Source organism: Viridibacillus arenosi, from assembly GCF_001955655.1.
Classification (GTDB): domain Bacteria; phylum Bacillota; class Bacilli; order Bacillales_A; family Planococcaceae; genus Viridibacillus; species Viridibacillus arenosi.
The window spans coordinates 13,511-30,048 of sequence record NZ_MSPW01000017.1 but is presented as its reverse complement, the minus strand read 5'-3'; the positions used below and the strand labels follow the sequence as shown (position 1 = coordinate 30,048).

The 16,538-nt window shown below is 38.1% G+C and carries 15 protein-coding genes and 2 tRNA genes; 14 read left to right on the top strand and 3 right to left on the bottom strand.

The genetic code is table 11. From position 1 onward, the window contains the following. Positions 1-108: 108 nt before the first annotated feature. The 4 genes from pth to spoVT all read left to right on the top strand — a co-directional run bounded on the left by pth (position 109) and on the right by spoVT (position 5,248). On the top strand, positions 109-666 hold the full coding sequence (gene pth / locus BK137_RS20340; RefSeq protein ID WP_038179264.1) for an aminoacyl-tRNA hydrolase: 558 nt from the start codon (positions 109-111) through the stop codon (positions 664-666). 61 nt (positions 667-727) lie between these two features. Beyond that, positions 728-955 (top strand): anti-sigma-F factor Fin family protein, encoded by a 228-nt coding sequence (locus tag BK137_RS20335; protein WP_038179266.1) that lies wholly within the window; start codon positions 728-730, stop codon positions 953-955. Positions 956-1,101: 146 nt separating this feature from the next. Continuing rightward, positions 1,102-4,629 (top strand): transcription-repair coupling factor, encoded by a 3,528-nt coding sequence (gene mfd / locus BK137_RS20330; RefSeq protein WP_038179269.1) that lies wholly within the window; start codon positions 1,102-1,104, stop codon positions 4,627-4,629. An 82-nt stretch (positions 4,630-4,711) separates the two neighbouring features. After that, positions 4,712-5,248 (top strand): stage V sporulation protein T, encoded by a 537-nt coding sequence (gene spoVT, locus BK137_RS20325; protein WP_038179271.1) that lies wholly within the window; start codon positions 4,712-4,714, stop codon positions 5,246-5,248. Positions 5,249-5,292: 44 nt separating this feature from the next. On the opposite strand, the gene BK137_RS20320 is transcribed toward spoVT, so the two are convergent. Then, complete coding sequence (locus BK137_RS20320) at positions 5,293-5,610, bottom strand: hypothetical protein (RefSeq protein WP_038179273.1); 318 nt, start codon at positions 5,608-5,610, stop codon at positions 5,293-5,295. A 237-nt stretch (positions 5,611-5,847) separates the two neighbouring features. Between BK137_RS20320 and BK137_RS20315 the strand changes: the two genes are divergently transcribed. The 7 genes from BK137_RS20315 to BK137_RS20285 all read left to right on the top strand — a co-directional run bounded on the left by BK137_RS20315 (position 5,848) and on the right by BK137_RS20285 (position 11,509). Then, positions 5,848-7,455, top strand: coding sequence for a putative polysaccharide biosynthesis protein (locus BK137_RS20315; protein WP_038179275.1), 1,608 nt, complete (start codon positions 5,848-5,850; stop codon positions 7,453-7,455). A 15-nt stretch (positions 7,456-7,470) separates the two neighbouring features. Continuing rightward, positions 7,471-8,937, top strand: coding sequence for a bifunctional methyltransferase/pyrophosphohydrolase YabN (gene yabN / locus BK137_RS20310; protein WP_038179277.1), 1,467 nt, complete (start codon positions 7,471-7,473; stop codon positions 8,935-8,937). Between the two features lie 3 nt (positions 8,938-8,940). Further along, entirely contained in the window at positions 8,941-9,231 is a 291-nt protein-coding gene (locus BK137_RS20305; protein ID WP_038179279.1) for an RNA-binding S4 domain-containing protein, read from the top strand. A gap of 459 nt (positions 9,232-9,690) precedes the next feature. Next, positions 9,691-9,990, top strand: a complete 300-nt coding sequence (gene yabP, locus BK137_RS20300) for a sporulation protein YabP (RefSeq protein ID WP_038179281.1) — start codon at positions 9,691-9,693, stop codon at positions 9,988-9,990. After that, on the top strand, positions 9,987-10,451 hold the full coding sequence (yabQ, locus tag BK137_RS23025; RefSeq protein WP_038179283.1) for a spore cortex biosynthesis protein YabQ: 465 nt from the start codon (positions 9,987-9,989) through the stop codon (positions 10,449-10,451). The genes yabP and yabQ overlap by 4 nt, the downstream gene beginning before the upstream one ends. A 78-nt stretch (positions 10,452-10,529) precedes the next feature. Then, positions 10,530-10,952 carry an FtsB family cell division protein gene (locus BK137_RS20290; RefSeq protein ID WP_038179285.1) on the top strand — a complete coding sequence of 141 codons (423 nt, stop codon included), beginning with the start codon at positions 10,530-10,532 and terminating at the stop codon, positions 10,950-10,952. A gap of 125 nt (positions 10,953-11,077) precedes the next feature. Beyond that, a complete protein-coding gene (locus BK137_RS20285) occupies positions 11,078-11,509 on the top strand; it encodes a S1 domain-containing RNA-binding protein (protein ID WP_038179287.1) in 432 nt (143 codons plus the stop codon). A gap of 245 nt (positions 11,510-11,754) precedes the next feature. On the opposite strand, the gene BK137_RS20280 is transcribed toward BK137_RS20285, so the two are convergent. Both BK137_RS20280 and BK137_RS20275 read right to left on the bottom strand, forming a co-directional pair. After that, positions 11,755-11,826: transfer RNA gene (locus BK137_RS20280), tRNA-Glu, on the bottom strand. A gap of 38 nt (positions 11,827-11,864) precedes the next feature. Beyond that, positions 11,865-11,938, bottom strand: a tRNA-Met gene (locus BK137_RS20275). A gap of 183 nt (positions 11,939-12,121) precedes the next feature. Between BK137_RS20275 and BK137_RS20270 the strand changes: the two genes are divergently transcribed. The 3 genes from BK137_RS20270 to hpt are packed head-to-tail and all read left to right on the top strand — an operon-like array spanning position 12,122 to position 16,537. Further along, positions 12,122-14,536 carry a SpoIIE family protein phosphatase gene (locus BK137_RS20270; protein WP_051448547.1) on the top strand — a complete coding sequence of 805 codons (2,415 nt, stop codon included), beginning with the start codon at positions 12,122-12,124 and terminating at the stop codon, positions 14,534-14,536. A gap of 16 nt (positions 14,537-14,552) precedes the next feature. Continuing rightward, positions 14,553-15,965, top strand: coding sequence for a tRNA lysidine(34) synthetase TilS (gene tilS, locus BK137_RS20265; RefSeq protein ID WP_038179289.1), 1,413 nt, complete (start codon positions 14,553-14,555; stop codon positions 15,963-15,965). 29 nt (positions 15,966-15,994) lie between these two features. After that, positions 15,995-16,537, top strand: a complete 543-nt coding sequence (gene hpt, locus BK137_RS20260) for a hypoxanthine phosphoribosyltransferase (RefSeq protein ID WP_038179291.1) — start codon at positions 15,995-15,997, stop codon at positions 16,535-16,537. Position 16,538 lies beyond the last annotated feature (1 nt).

The window sequence follows — 16,538 nt, the reverse complement described above, 5'->3', positions numbered from 1 at the left end:
TTTTTTTTTAGGAAAAAGTCGAAAAACCACTAATAATTGCATTTTTTCATAATTTCCAACGGTATGTGATAAAATAGCATGGATTAGGCAGAAAAGGAAGATGCTATTATGAAACTAATAATTGGTCTCGGCAATCCGGGCAAAACATATGAACATACACATCACAATGTCGGTTTTGATACCATCGACATATTAGCAGCAAAATGGGGCGTATCATTAAATCAATCAAAATTTAATGGTATGTACGGCACTATTCACCGCCCAGAAGGCAAAGTAATGCTATTGAAGCCACTTACGTATATGAATATTTCTGGTGAATGTGTAGGTCCAATCATGGATTATTTTGATATCGATATCGAGGATATCATTGTTATTTATGATGATTTAGATTTGGATAAAGGAAAATTACGCTTGCGTCAAAAAGGTAGTGCTGGCGGACACAACGGTATAAAATCATTAATCCAGCATTTAGGTACTCAAAACTTTAACCGTATTCGTATTGGCATTAGCCGCCCACCTGCTGGTATGAAGGTCTCTGATTATGTTCTTGCAAGGTTTTCGAAGGAAGATCAACCTATAATGCAGGATGCTTTTGAAAAAGCAGCGGATGCTTGTGAGTATGCACTGGACAAGCCATTTATAGATGTTATGAATCAATTTAATTAATGATTGAGCATAAATTGCTATGTGACTGTCTATACTTTTTATAAAGGAGGGCATGTTGCATATGGCAATTCATTATCGCTGTCGGCACTGTGAAACTGAGGTTGGGCTACTGCCTTTCGATTCAGAAGAGAGTGTCCGCAAGTTACATCAATTAAATGAAGCGGAAGCAGAACAATACATTCATAAAGACCATAATGGAGATACAACGGTCGATTGTATTTGTGAGCATTGTGAAGAATCTTTAAAACAATTTCCAGACTATTATGCGTTAAAAAAGTGGCTACAATAATGAAGAATGCTTTGGTGCGCTATGCGTCCAAGGCCTTTTTCTGTATATGAATGAAAAGAAAAATGAAATAGATAGACTATTTACTCGCAAAATATAGATAGAGCAAATAGATTCATTATATTTTTTTGAAGGAAGGAGGGCTTCATTTGGAGATATTACGTAAATTGTTCTCTCAAGATATGCATATAACAAAATTATTGGAAGATTTGCAGCAAGATAATGGTCCTCAGTTAATTACGGGCCTTTCTGGTAGTGCGCGTCCAGCCTTTTTAGATACGATTTATGGGGCTATAGAGAAGCCAGTATATATCATCTCGCCAAATCTATTGCAGGCGCAGAAAATGTATGATGATTTAGTGAAGTTAATGGGCGAGGATCTTGTACATTATTATCCAGCTGATGAATTTATCGCAGCTGATATGTCGATAGCAAGTCCTGAGTTAAGAGCGCAACGAATTGAAACAATTGACCATATGTTACATGAACAAAAGGGGATTTACATTATTCCAGTAGCAGGTCTACGTAAAATGATGTCTCCAAAAGAGCAATGGCTTGATTTGCGTCTTCAAACGGCAGTCGGTGACGATGTCGATGTGGAAGCATGGTTGAATCAGCTTATTGTAATGGGCTATACACGAGGTCAGATGGTGACAACGCCAGGAGAATTTGCATTACGTGGTGGTATCTTAGATATTTATCCACCTTATATGGAAGTGCCAGTACGTATTGAATTGTTCGATACAGAAGTAGATTCAATCCGAACATTCTCAGCTGATGATCAGCGTTCAATTGATAAATTACAAGATGTACGTATTTTGCCTGCGACAGAATTCGTTTTAACGCGAGTTGATAGAGTAATACTGGCTGAAAAGCTAGAGGATGCATTGGCTGAAAGCTTACGTAAAGTGAAAGCGCAAGATGTTAAAGAAGCACTCTATCAAAATATCCAAGCTGATATTGAAATGCTAAAGCAAGGTAACTTACCTGATTACGCCAACAAGTATGGATCGCTTTTATATGATAAGCCATCTTATTTAGGTGATTATTTTGCCCAAAATGCCCTTGTTGTATTTGATGAATTAGGCAGAGTACAAGAAGTAATGGATGCATGGGAGAAAGAAGAGAAAGAATGGTTCTTGAGCCTCCTAGAAGAAGGGAAAATGGTGCATGCCGTGAAACCTTCATATTCACTAAAAGAAATTTTTGCGATGCTAAAACAACCAAAACTATTCTTTGCTCTATTTACACGTGCATTTTCAGGTGTTCAGTTTAAGAAAACTACAAGTTTCTCATGTAAACCAATGCAACATTTTCATGCGCAAATACCTCTGTTGAAAAATGAGATGGAGCGATGGGAGCAAGGGAAATTTACGGTGCTCTTTGTGGCGGAAGGTAAAGATCGTCTGCGAAAAATGCAAACAGTGTTGGATGATTACGATATTCATATACAACTCGGGGAACCGAATGGAGCGGGTGTTTATGCAATTGAAGGCGCATTGACAGCTGGCTTTGAACTCCCATTACAGCGTTTAGCGATTGTTACGGAAGAGGAGCTATTTAAACAAAAGCAAAAAAAGAAATCGCGACCTCAAAAAATGACGAATGCCGAGCGTATTAAAAGTTATACCGAAATTAAACCTGGAGATTATGTCGTTCATATTCACCACGGTATTGGGAAATATATCGGTATCGAAACTTTAGAAGTAAAGGGATCACATAAAGATTATTTACACATTCGTTACCGAGCAGATGATAAATTATTCGTACCAGTTGATCAAATTGATTTAATCCAAAAATACGTTGCTTCTGAAGACCGTGAACCGAAGCTACATAAGCTGGGCGGAGCAGAGTGGAAACGTGCGAAAAGTAAAGTGTCATCTGCAGTACAAGATATTGCCGATGATTTAATAAAACTATATGCAAAACGTGAAGCTGAAAAAGGTTTTGCCTTTACTCCAGATGGTGATGAACAACGCACTTTTGAAGCGGCGTTTCCATATGAGGAAACAGAAGATCAATTACGTTCTATTCGTGAAGTCAAACACGATATGGAACGCGAGCGTCCAATGGATCGACTTGTTTGTGGTGATGTTGGTTATGGTAAAACGGAGGTTGCCATTCGTGCAGCCTTTAAAGCAATTATGGATGGTAAGCAAGTAGCTTTCCTTGTACCTACAACCATTTTAGCTCAGCAGCATTATGAAACGATGGTAGAACGTTTCCAAGAGCAGGCAGTTTCTATTGGTTTACTTAGCCGCTTCCGTACGAAAAAACAGCAAACAGAAACATTAAAAGGGTTAAAAGACGGTACGATAGATGTCGTCGTCGGTACACATCGTCTCTTATCTAAAGATGTGGTATATCGTGACTTAGGATTACTCGTAGTCGATGAAGAACAACGATTTGGTGTGACGCATAAAGAAAAGATCAAACAATTAAAAACGAATGTCGATGTATTAACATTAACAGCAACACCAATACCTCGTACATTACATATGTCGATGGTTGGTGTCCGTGATTTATCTGTAATCGAAACGCCACCTGCAAATCGCTTCCCAGTCCAAACATATGTCATGGAGCATAGTGGTGCGCTTGTGCGTGAAGCCATTGAGCGTGAAATGTCACGCGGTGGGCAGACGTTTTATTTATATAATCGTGTTGAAGATATGGCGAAAAAGGTGCAAGAGATCCAAGAGCTCGTACCTGAAGCGCGAGTCGGCTTTGCACATGGCCAAATGAGTGAGTCTGAGCTAGAATCTGTTATTCTTGGATTTTTGGACGGAGATTATGATGTGTTGGTCACGACAACAATTATTGAAACAGGTATTGACATTCCAAATGTGAATACATTAATTGTACACAATGCTGATCGCATGGGTTTATCGCAGCTTTATCAATTAAGAGGACGCGTTGGGCGTTCCAATAGAGTAGCCTATGCTTATTTCATGTATCAACGTGATAAAGTACTGACAGAGGTAGCAGAGCAACGTTTGCAAGCGATTAAAGAATTTACTGAACTTGGCTCTGGATTTAAAATTGCTATGCGTGATTTATCAATTCGGGGTGCAGGGAATTTACTTGGATCTCAACAACATGGCTTTATCGATTCTGTCGGATTTGACTTATATTCACAAATGCTTGAAGAAGCAATAGAAGAACGACGTAGTGGTACGAAAAAAGAAGACATACCTGAAATTGAAATAATTTTACCGTATGACGCATACATTCCTGATCAATATATTCCAGATGGCTATCAAAAAATTCAAATGTATAAACGTGTAAAAGCGATGGAAAATGAAAATGACTATCTTGAAATTATTGATGAATTGCAAGATCGATTTGGTGATATACCTTTTGAAACCGAACGTTTATTACGTATTGCACGAATGAAAGTTTGGGCGAAGGAAGCAGGAGTCACTTCAATTAAGGAAACGAATAAAGTTATTACTATTCAAATTTCAGAGCAAGGTACGGCGAACATAGATGGCGCAAAAGTTGTCTCAGAATCATTGAAGTTCGGGCGGGCTGTAGGCTTCCGGATGGATGGGCAACAACTATTACTTACAATAGATGAGCGCAAAATGGATAAACAATTACCGTTTGATATTTTAGAAGCTATTATGAAACTTTTGCCTACTGCAAAAAGGGAAGAATCTGCACCTGTTGCTGAGTAATACCCTTTTTGCATAGAATGCCCATTTGTGAACCATACTAGGACAAGTATAACTATATTTTGTCGAAAGTGAGGCAACACGAATGAAAGCAACTGGCATTGTACGACGTATTGATGATTTAGGGCGCGTCGTTATCCCAAAAGAAATAAGAAGGACTTTACGCATTCGTGAAGGCGACCCGTTAGAAATTTTCACGGATCGCGAAGGGGAAGTTATTTTAAAGAAATATTCACCTATTAGCGAATTGAGTGACTTTGCAACTTCGTATGTAGAAACATTATATGAAACGCTTGGTACGGCTGCTTTAATTAGTGATCGAGATGAAATGATTGCAGTGGCAGGAGTATCAAAAAAGGATTATGTTAATAGACAGCTCTCATCATTTGCTGAAGAAAGTATTATGCAACGATCCATTCTAGTAGAGAAGCATGAAAGCTCTGTAGAGTTGGTTCCAGGTCAAGTTGAGCAAATAAAATCTTACTGTGTGGCACCAATTATCGTGTCAGGTGACCCAATTGGCGCTGTTTATATATTGTCAAAGGTGCACTTTATTGGTGACTCAGAGCAAAAAGTAGCTGAAACTGCTGCTCATTTTCTTGCTAAGCAAATGCTTGATTAACATGAAAAAAGTCTTCCTCGCAATTTTTACGAGGAAGACTTTTTTTATTTTATCATTTTAATATTAGAAGGATGTACTATTCTTGAAAAATTAAGCAACTTCATTAAATCATCGGTATTTGATTCATTATGGTTAGCTGTTTGTTTCGTGGTATCTTCCCGCATTTCGGAAATTAATATTTTAGTGCCATCCTCTTTGACGAGGTACTGACGTACATAACCATTTTCTTTTTCAATTAAAACCCGATTTTTTTTCGGTTTTGATTTTAATGCAGCATAGATATATGAACTTTGTAGTATATGTGGCTGATTAAATTTCGCCGCGTTATGAAATGTTTTAATATTCGCTACATTCATCTTCAAAGTAATCCCTCCTCTATACTCTTTAATTAATAATTTTATCGGATGCTTTTACTGGTATTGAACTAAAAGTCACTTATTAATAATCTAATACTATATAAAGAAAGTGATTTTCTAATAAATATAGTTCTTTAGGCATGTTATAACCTGTTTTTTATGGATAAGCATCAATATGCTATACTGATGACACTTAGATTATTATGAATTTTGGTGAACGATGTATAGGAAAGAGGATTTGAAATGCCTGAGAAGTGGGGAATGAAGGTATATGTGAAGGGAGTGGCATTATTAACGCTTGCTGCTCTTTTTGTCAAAATACTGAGCATGGTGTATCGAGTCCCTTTTCAAAATTTAGTTGGGGACCAGGGATTTTATATTTATCAGCAAGTGTATCCATTTATAGCGATTTTCGTTGTTTGGACGTCGAGTGGATTTGCTGTCGCCATTTCTAAATTACTTGCTGAAGCTGAAGATCGTGATGAAGGAGTGTTGCGCGGTGAATTATTACGGGTGGTATTTTATTATTTATGTATTTTATCCACCCTTTTCTTCATCATTTTATTTTGTGGAGCTGATCTATTTGCGAAATGGATGGGCGATCCAGAATTAGCTTCACTTTTACGTACAGGTTCCTTTGTTACATTATGTATGCCAGCGATTGCTGTTTATAAAGGTTTCTTTCAAGCTCGCGGTATGATGACACCAGTTGCCTATGCACAAGTGATGGAACAAACTATTCGTGTCCTTGTCATCTTGGGTGGTACTTGGCTTGTTATGACGACGACCACTTCTTTGTATCAGGCAGGGCAAATGGCGGTGGCAGGCACTGTTGTTGGTGAACTAGCTGGTATCATTTTATTATGGATGTATTTTAAAAAGTTTAAGCGAGGGAACAAAATATCCGTAAGGAAAAAGGTAGCTATCTTTCCTGTATTAAAGGAATTGACAGTTTTAAGCATTACGGTCAGTATGAGTGGCCTTTTACTATTGTTTTTTCAACTAGTTGATTCATTTACTGTTTTTGAAACACTTACGAAAAGTGGAATTTCAACCTTAGAGGCAATGGAAACGAAGGGAATTTACGATAGAGGGCAGCCACTTGTGCAAGTCGGGCTTGTTATTGCAACATCGTTATCCCTTGCAATTGTCCCTCTTGTTGCCCATACATCAAAAAAGGATAATGGGCGAGGAGCTGAACGGTTTATTCAACTGACCTATCGTACGGCCTTGTTATTTGGTTTTGCTGCGACGCTTGGTTTAATGCTCGTTATGCCTTATGTAAATGAGATGCTATTTGAAACACGTGAGTTATCTAATGTATTGATAGTATTTGTAGCGCAAATTATATGGTTGTCACTTATTCTAACGCTGACAGCCATGCTTCAAGGGTTAGGGAAATTAAAAATACCGACTTTAATATTAATAGTAGGTTTTATAGTGAAAGTGCTTTGTAATGAGTTGTTTATTATAAGGTGGGGTATCATAGGCGCGGTATATGCTAGTAATTTAGGTTTAATATGTTCAGCTATTGGATTGATCTATTATTTTAAAAAAATTAGACCAATTCGTTTCGCACCCACACGTTTTTATATATGTATGGGATTTGCCTCAGCCGTCATGATAACTTGTGTACTGTTATGGAGTTATTTTACCGAGCAGTGGCTCTTTGCTTCTTTACCTTCGCGATTGAACGCAGCATTGACTGGAAGCACAGCAGCATTGATAGGGGCGTTTGTGTTTTTGACAATCATTGCGAAGTGTGGAGTTCTAAATAGTAGGGATTGGTTTTTACTACCATTTGGACGCAGAATGGCCAGTTATCAATTATGGCTACAACGAAAGAAATAAGGATAGGTGAAAATTATGCATCAATTGACAATAATTGGCCTCGGAGCTAGTGACTTTGAACAGCTACAAATAGGTGTTTATCGTAAGTTACAGCAGGCAAAGAAAATATATGTACGTACGATAGACCACCCAGTATTAAATGAGTTAGCAACTGAAGGAATCGAATTTGAAAGCTTTGACTATATCTATGAAAAGCACGATGATTTCCGACCAGTTTATGAAGAGATTGTAGAAACGCTTTTAAGTTATGTGGAGAAAGAAGATATAATGTACGCAGTACCTGGACATCCACTCGTAGCAGAGTTAACTGTTCAACTATTAATAAAAGCTGAAAAAGAAGGCAAAGTAAAGCTTAACATTGAGGGAGGTCAAAGTTTCCTAGATCCAATCTTCGGTGCATTACGTATCGATCCAATCGATGGCTTCCAATTGGTAGATGGAGCAACTTTCTCATCACATGAAGTGAATATGAAGCAACATCTATTAATTGCACAAGTATATGATACTTTCAGCGCTTCAGAAGTAAAACTGACATTGATGGAAAAATATCGTGAGGATTATCCAGTTACAATCGTTACTGCAGCAGGATCAAAAGGCGAAAAGCTACGTACAGTTCCTTTATACGAATTGGACCGTGCAGCAGAAATTGATAACTTAACAACCGTCTACGTGCCTCCAGTAACGAATCGTGATGGAGCTCTTCGTGAATGGTCAACTTTCCGTGAGATTATTTCAACATTGCGTGGCCCTAATGGTTGTCCTTGGGATCAACAACAGACGCACGAAAGTTTGAAAAGATATATGCTAGAGGAAGTGCATGAGTTCCTACAAACGGTCGATGAGCAAGATGATGAGCATATGATTGAAGAGCTTGGTGATGTGCTACTACAAGTATTTTTACACGCACAAATTGGTGAAGATGAAGGATTCTTCAACCTAGAGGATATATTAGAAGCAGTAAGCACTAAGATGATTCGTCGTCATCCTCATGTATTTAGTGATGTTACTGTAGATAGTGTGGAAGAAGTAAATGCTAACTGGGAAAAAATTAAAAGTAAAGAAAATGCTAATGGTGAGATACCGGAACCTCTATTAAAAGGTGAGTACCGAGCAGCATCTTCACTGCAAACGTCTTATAACTATCAAAGACGAGCGGCAAAAGTTGGTTTTGAGTGGCCTACGACAGAAGGTGTTTGGGAAAAGTTCTCCGAAGAATTGCAGGAATTCCGAGCAGAAGTAGCGAATGGAACGAATGAAACACGTCTCGATGAATTTGGCGATGTGCTATTTACATTAGTGAATATCGCACGTGTATATAAAATTTCAGCTGAAGAAGCCATGCTCCACGCAAACCGAAAATTTGCTAGTCGCTTTGGGTATGTTGAAGCGCAAGTAATGGCTGGTAAAAAAGATTTTAAAGCTTATAAGTTTGAAGAGTTAGATGCCTTTTGGAACGAGGCAAAATCAGAAGGAGGGAAATAAAATATGAGATTAGATAAATTTTTGAAAGTATCACGTTTGATTAAACGCCGCACATTAGCAAAAGAGGTTGCCGATCAAGGTCGTATTACAATTAACGGTAAAGTGGTGAAGGCAAGTACTGCTGTAAAAGCAGGTGACGAACTCGCAATCCGATTCGGTCAAAAAGTTGTAACGGCACGAGTTGAAGAATTGAAAGATACAGTAAAAAAAGAAGACGCTGCAAGAATGTTTACGATTATAAAAGAGGAGAAATTAGAGAAGATTGAACCGCAATTTATCGATGATGAGAACTAGCTGATTTTGAAAGTAGATGTTGCTTAAAGAGAAATAGTATTTTAAGCATTGATCTATATTTTGTTTGAATGATTTTATATGAGGTTGCCCTGAAAATTAGTATTCACTAAATTTTAGGGCAACTTTTTTAATTGGACAATTCCAAAGCTAGTTCTCCAAAGTAACACTGACCAGTAAACATGATAGGGGGAAGTTACAAATTATTAATGAATAAGAATATCTTATGTAAGGATACATAGAAATGAGCAGGTATATGCAGTAAATCATTGTTATACTTGTTTCTTCTATCTATTTAAAGAGTGAATGTTGAAGAGGTAACGCTAAAATAGTACTAAAATGACTGCAAAGCGTTTTGAAAAACCTATCTATAAACAAATATCTGAATGGAAATTAGCAGTTTTATCATAAAGGGTTTGTCCGCAGCATATAGTTTAAAGACAGGACAAGGGAGGGGAATCATTGACGTTACAGCCGGATAATGCAACGTACACAATTCCAACAGGGGATCATTTGCTAACGGTCAGAAATCGCAAACGAATGGATGTCACTTCGGTGAAATCAATCGAGCGCTTTGATCAAGAAGAGTTTTTAGTGCACACTTCGCAAGGACATTTACTCATCAGAGGTGAGGAATTACGTATTGTCCATTTGGATGTAGACAAGGGTTTATTGACACTTGAAGGAACAGTGAAGACGCTACAGTATGATGACGAAGACAACGGCTTGTCTAAAAGCTTCCTTCATAAAATATTTGGATGACCGTAACAGCGCAATTTCTCAGCCTTCTCGTCATGATTGCTAGTGGAATTGTAGGAGCAGCATGTATAGATCTAGTACGTACGATTAAATATTATGCACCCCCGCGGTCATTCAGAAGAAAAGGCTATATAGCGTTAGAGCTGATAACTTGGCTTATACTCGGTATAGCTAGTTTTTATTTACTATTTAATGTGCGAGCTGGTGAATGGCGTATTGTTGATCCAATAGCACAGCTCGCAGGTTTTTATTGTTATCAGTTATACTTCCAATCGGTATTTCGCTTTGGAGGTCGTCTAATATACATTATTTTACTTAGGCCATTGTGGTTAATTTTTAATTTTTTCGTTTCGATCATAAGGTGGATAATCCGCGCCATAATGCGTGTTGTAAGGCTCCTGCTGTTACCATTTACGCCATTGGTTAAAAAAACTAAACAGTTAAGGCTTAAAAAATCAAGGTAAATTCGTTATAATGGAGAATACACATACAATAACAATGAAGAAGCTAGAAGAATTATTATTTAGGGAGGGATAACGAGGATGAATAATCGTAACAAAAAAGCTAGTGGAGAAAATTCAGTTGCTGCCATTCGTCGAGAATACATCGAGTCCATGGAACGGCAGGAAAAGAAAAAACGAGCCATGAAAATACGTCTTTATCGAAGACTGGCACTTTTCACAATCGCATTTGTTCTCGTTATGGGGTCCCTAGTATTTACATTGATAAATCAAAAGAAGACACTCGCTAAAAAAGAACAGCAAAAAATTGAGCTAACCCAGAAACTTTCAGACACCCAAGACCAACAAGAGGAATTGAAAATTCAAATTTCGAAGCTAAATGACGATGATTATATCGCCAAATTAGCACGTAAAGAACTTTTCCTTTCTGAAGCTGGTGAAATTATTTTCTCAATTCCAGAAAATACCGAAAAAGATGAGAAAAATGGGGATTCGAAAGAGTAGTCTTATTGACACTCTTTTTTTGTTGGATATAATTAGAAGTGAGAATCTAACCGAGTTTTAAGATTCATAATTTGATTACATGGCTTACAAAGTCGCTTGATTTATTAAGGAGGAGCATTTTTTTTATGTCAATTGAAGTAGGCAGCAAGGTACAGGGTAAGGTAACAGGTATCACAAATTTTGGAGCATTCGTAGAGCTGCCAAATGGCTCAACAGGTCTGGTGCACATTAGTGAGGTTGCAGACAATTATGTAAAAGACATCAACGAACATTTGAAAGTTGGAGAAATGGTTGAGGTTAAAGTAATGAATGTCGAAGCGGATGGCAAAATTGGTTTGTCTATTCGTAAAGCAAAGCCTCAAGCAGAACGACCAGAGCGGCCTCAACGCCCACGTCATAATAATCGTTCAAATGATCGTAATGATAACCGTCATCAACCAAAAGAGAATTTTGAACAAAAAATGGCACGATTCTTAAAAGACAGTGAAGATCGTCTTGCAACGCTAAAACGCGCTACAGAATCTAAACGTGGTGGCCGTGGCGCAAGAAGAGGGTAACTTGCTGGCTATTTTAATCGTAGAAAAAGTGTGAAATAGATTTTTGAGCAATCCAAGTACGTCGTGGGTTGCTTTTTTAATTGTTTATACCTGACGAATTGTACTATTAAATGCAATACAAACAAACTAAAATTCGCCTATAACGACACCTCTGTAGACAATTTGCCACGTATATGTATATACCGTACTTAATTTGACATATAAAAAAGCAACTTTCTCATCATGAGAAAGTTGCTTTTTTATGATGACCCCTACGGGATTCGAACCCGTGTTACCGCCGTGAAAGGGCGGTGTCTTAACCGCTTGACCAAGGGGCCAAATAATATTGGCACAGATGGCCCAGATAAAAAAATTATGGCGGCAGAGGGGATCGAACCCCCGACCTCACGGGTATGAACCGTACGCTCTAGCCAGCTGAGCTACGCCGCCGTTTTAAACAACATAATAAATAATACAAGATAAAGTGTGTAAGTGTCAAGCTGTTTTATGAAATTATTTTCTTTAAAAAAGCAATTTCTCGTCGAAAAGTTTTTTTTCATGAAAACACAAAAAGACAAAGTTTATGGAATATTCAATCTATAATGGTGGCAATGTTCAGGAGGAGGTTGTTTTATGAAGATGTGGCATGAAGGAATAGCGCAAAATCAAGCAATTAAGAATACATGGGCAAGTGTAGCTAAGAGAAAATACCGAATATGGCTATCAGTTTTGTTTTTATTTTGTTCCTTTTACTTATCTCAAGCTGTGTTATTTGAAGCAACGGTACCATTCTTCCTACCGATTGCAGCAATTGCATTTACTAGATATCCAAGGTGGATGAGTTGGACATTGGTAGGAGGATTGTGCGGAAGTCTTACATTAGGTTTCGGGCAAACAACCATTCATATATTGGAATTGTTGTTTTTATTACTCCTTTTAAAAACCCCTTTTAAACGATTACCACTTCCTGTAATAGTAGGGTTTAGTATTTTGACGGTTCAAATAGTTTGGCAATATATTTCGTACAATGGGCATCCTCCAATTCTTGTATGGCTATACATCGGATATGAAGGTGCATTAGCAATCTTCATGACACTCTTTTTGGGTATCCTTTTCTTACCGATGCATCAGTTAATGACGGCCAGATGGTCTTTTGAGCGACTCGGTGCAGCACTGATCGTAGGGGCTGTGGTATTAACCGCTATGGACGATGTTGTTCTTAGCTTCTTATCAGTATCACGTATTGCTATGCATTTACTTATACTTGTATCTGCATTAGTTGGCGGTGTCACATTAGCAACAGCTGTAGCAGTGCTAACAGGTATGATACTTAGTCTATCTCAATTATCTTTTAGTGGAATGATGGCAGTTTACGCGGTAACCGGTTTATTTGCAGGGGTTTGCAAAAATGCCGGTAGGTTTTGGATTGCCACAGGGGGCATTATGGCGAGTGTCTTTTTTTCATTGTATGATGCGACACTGCCACTTGATTATACATTCTTTATGTCTATTGCATTTGCTACCTTACTATTTTTTATCTTCCCACAGAAATGGGTTCTTTATTGGCAAAATCAATTATATCCAAATAGGGATGAAGTGCTTTTAGAAAGGCAGAAGTGGTTAACGGAAAGGCTCAATACGAAGCTTGTAGATTTTCATCACTTCGTAGATTTTATGAAAGAGCTTGTACATGATCGTTTTGGGAATGTGAACAAAACTGTAGCAGAAGAGAGGCAGGAGCAACCGCTCGCAGTTTGCCAATCTTGCTTTAAGTACGATAAATGTTGGAGCAATAGTAAAAGTGAGATGCCAGATTTAACGCAGAGATGGCTGGATGCAAGTGCTACTGCGAATGCAGCGACAAGATTGCAACTTGATGAAAAAATTCGTTATAAATGTGTGAAGTCCGCGCCGTTTTTGTCCGCACTGGAGGAGAAGGTTTCGAAAAAGCAACTTAGTGGTCAGTTTTACCACGGTCGTAAGATGATTGCTTTGCAATTGCGGGATATGTGCCAGCATATCGATATGGTGATGAATGATATGACGGGGGAAGCAGTGTCTTTTCAGCATAAAGAGGACGAGCTATCAGAAGAGCTAAAACTTGCTGGAATTGAACATTTTCAAGTAGATATTTTATCAAATGAGACAGGGAATCGGAAAATTGTTTGCTGTTTACCAGAGAAAAAGGCCATGTGGGAAACAGATCAAACATTAGCAGAGCGCTTAGTGCTACCAATTTTACAAAGTGTGTTTAATGAGCCGTTTGAAATCGCGAGAACTGCTATGAAGGACAGTCCGTATCCACATTTGCAGATGACATTTCAATCTTCGGTTCGATTCCATATGTCTTATGATGTATATACGTCTTCGAAGCAGAATACGATTTACTCTGGTGATTCACACGCCGTTTTCCCACTTCATCAAGGGCTTACGGCCGTTATGTTATCAGACGGAATGGGACATAGTAAAAAGGCACATCAGGAAAGTAGACGTCTCATTCGATTAATGCGTGAATGCATGCACCATCAAATGGCACCCGAAACAGCCATGCATACATTGCATTATGTCATGTCTTTGAAAAATGATAGTGATATGTACGCGACAATGGATTTTGCACTTGTGGATTTACAAGTCGGCACTTTATGGTCCTGGAAAGCAGGGAGTATGGCAACTTATTTAGTACGAGGGGAAAGGTGTATTCGATTAGAGAGTAAGAGTGAGCCAGTAGGGTTTATGACATCATTTTCAGTAGAAGCAGATCAAGTATCACTAAAAGCAGGGGATATAATTTTCATGTGTACGGATGGTCTGTTCTTTGAAAATAAGTCTTGGGAGGAGCAGGAAAGTAAACTAATTCGTCATTTACAGGAGCTGGAGAATTGCCCAGCTGAGGATATGTGTGCATCTGTTTTACGTGCATTTCGAGGTCAGGATGTACCAAATGATGATTGTACACTCGTCGCAATCCGTATTGAACATAAAATTTCAAATTGGTCTTTATTTAAACCATCTTCGGCGGCTATTTCTGAGCAAAGAATGGTAAGATAGTGAATGAGGTGAGAAGATGGAACAACTCGAACAAAAAGCTTATCAATACATGAAGTATTATCATTTATGTAATGAAGGTGACCGTCTTCTCGTTGCTTGTTCGGGAGGTGCTGATTCAATGGCACTTCTGCATTTTTTGTATAAAGAGAAAGACCGATTGGGTGTCACTGTTGCGGCGATTCATGTGAATCATATGTTGCGTGGGGAAGATGCTGAAAGGGACCGTCAATTTGTTGAAGCTTTTTGCCAAGAACGTGACATTCCTGTTTATGCTATTGATATACCTATTCCTGAGATTTTACAACGTGAGAAAGGGAATTTACAGGCTATATGCCGAAGAGAGCGTTATCGGTATTTCGAGAAGATCATGATAGAAAGTTCAAGTACGCATCTTGTAGTTGCGCACCATGCAGATGATCAAGTAGAAAGTGTCATAATGGCACTTACACGAGGCTCGAGTGCTTCCGGAATTACTGGGATTAAACGAGAGCGACCATTTGCAAACGGGCATCTAATACGTCCATTTTTATCTGTGACGAAGAATGACATTCATACTTATTTACAACGAAACGAACAGGCTTATCGAGAAGATTCTAGTAATAAAAAAGATTCTTATACACGTAATCGAATTCGCCATCATGTTGTACCGTTACTTGCAGGTGAAAATCCACGTGTTGCTGATGCATTTCGTCAGTATACCGAAAAGGCACAAGCGGATGAAGATTTATTGCAAAGTTTAGCGCAAGAAGCTTTTCATGAAGTTGTGGCAATAATAAATGAAGATTCATGGAGAATTTGCATAAAAGCATTCCAAAATAAGCCACTCGCTTTACAAAGAAGAATCATTCTACTACTATTAAAATATCTATATAAAGATACAACAATTGTACAAAGTTATACCCTGTGGAATTCTATTCTCGAACTGACTTCATCGACGGCTGGAAATGCAACTTTGCATTTACCAAAAGGTGTTGTAGCAATTCGTCAATATGATGAGCTAATTATCAAGAAAAAACAAATTTCAAGTGTAGAAAAGTTGCCTTTAATGGTTACGCTTAATACATGGACGAATTTGACGAACAATTTGCGTGTATACATAGGAAAGTTATCTGATGAAAGGCCATCTGATACTACCCCGTCCGCAAAGACTTATTTTTTTCAAATTGAGCAAGTCCCATTGCCGTTATATGTCAGAACGAGAATGAATGGAGACCGTATCAATTTACTTGGCTTGAATCAACATAAGCGCATATCTCGTATTTTTATTGACGAGAAGGTACCAATGGCACTTAGAGACGAATGGCCAGTTATTGTTACGCAAGAAGATGAGGTCATTGCACTTCCTGGTCTTCGTATAGGTAATTGTTTTTCTTATTGCGAACGCTCTACTGATGATGCATTCTTCATCGTAGATCAACAAACTTTGTAGTGTCTATATACAATCAAGGAGGAACTAAGATGCTTCAAAAAGACATCGAAAAAGTATTAATTTCTGAGGAAGATTTACAAGTTAAAATTCGTGAGATTGGGGAATCCTTAACGGAGGAATATCAAGAGAAGTTTCCTTTAATGATTGGTGTACTAAAGGGTGCGATGCCATTCATGGCGGATTTAATGAAACGAATCGACACTTATGTTGAAGTAGATTTTATGGATGTAACTAGTTACGGTAATGCTACTGTATCTTCTGGTGAAGTGAAAATCGTTAAAGACTTAAACACAAGTGTTGAAGGCCGTGACATTTTAATCGTAGAAGATATTATTGATAGTGGTCTAACGCTAAGCTACTTAGTAGACCTTTTCAAATATCGCAAAGCAAAATCAATTAAAATCGTTACATTATTAGACAAACCAACTGGTCGCAAAGTAGACTTAAAAGCTGACTTTGTAGGTTTTGAAGTACCAGATGCATTTGTTGTAGGATATGGATTAGATTACGCAGAAAAATATCGTAACTTACCATACATTGGGGTGCTAAAGAAAGAAGTTTATTCATTTTAAT

What these genes read in the sequence shown, in the direction of transcription:
- BK137_RS20270 (WP_051448547.1), top strand. Translation starts at nt 12,122, where the DNA reads ATGAAGATGTGGCATGAAGGAATAGCGCAAAATCAAGCAATTAAGAAT.
- BK137_RS20290 (WP_038179285.1), top strand. Translation starts at nt 10,530, where the DNA reads ATGAATAATCGTAACAAAAAAGCTAGTGGAGAAAATTCAGTTGCTGCC.
- tilS (WP_038179289.1), top strand. Translation starts at nt 14,553, where the DNA reads ATGGAACAACTCGAACAAAAAGCTTATCAATACATGAAGTATTATCAT.
- hpt (WP_038179291.1), top strand. Translation starts at nt 15,995, where the DNA reads ATGCTTCAAAAAGACATCGAAAAAGTATTAATTTCTGAGGAAGATTTA.
- pth (WP_038179264.1), top strand. Translation starts at nt 109, where the DNA reads ATGAAACTAATAATTGGTCTCGGCAATCCGGGCAAAACATATGAACAT.
- yabQ (WP_038179283.1), top strand. Translation starts at nt 9,987, where the DNA reads ATGACCGTAACAGCGCAATTTCTCAGCCTTCTCGTCATGATTGCTAGT.
- BK137_RS20335 (WP_038179266.1), top strand. Translation starts at nt 728, where the DNA reads ATGGCAATTCATTATCGCTGTCGGCACTGTGAAACTGAGGTTGGGCTA.
- yabN (WP_038179277.1), top strand. Translation starts at nt 7,471, where the DNA reads ATGCATCAATTGACAATAATTGGCCTCGGAGCTAGTGACTTTGAACAG.
- BK137_RS20285 (WP_038179287.1), top strand. Translation starts at nt 11,078, where the DNA reads ATGTCAATTGAAGTAGGCAGCAAGGTACAGGGTAAGGTAACAGGTATC.
- BK137_RS20315 (WP_038179275.1), top strand. Translation starts at nt 5,848, where the DNA reads ATGCCTGAGAAGTGGGGAATGAAGGTATATGTGAAGGGAGTGGCATTA.
- BK137_RS20305 (WP_038179279.1), top strand. Translation starts at nt 8,941, where the DNA reads ATGAGATTAGATAAATTTTTGAAAGTATCACGTTTGATTAAACGCCGC.
- spoVT (WP_038179271.1), top strand. Translation starts at nt 4,712, where the DNA reads ATGAAAGCAACTGGCATTGTACGACGTATTGATGATTTAGGGCGCGTC.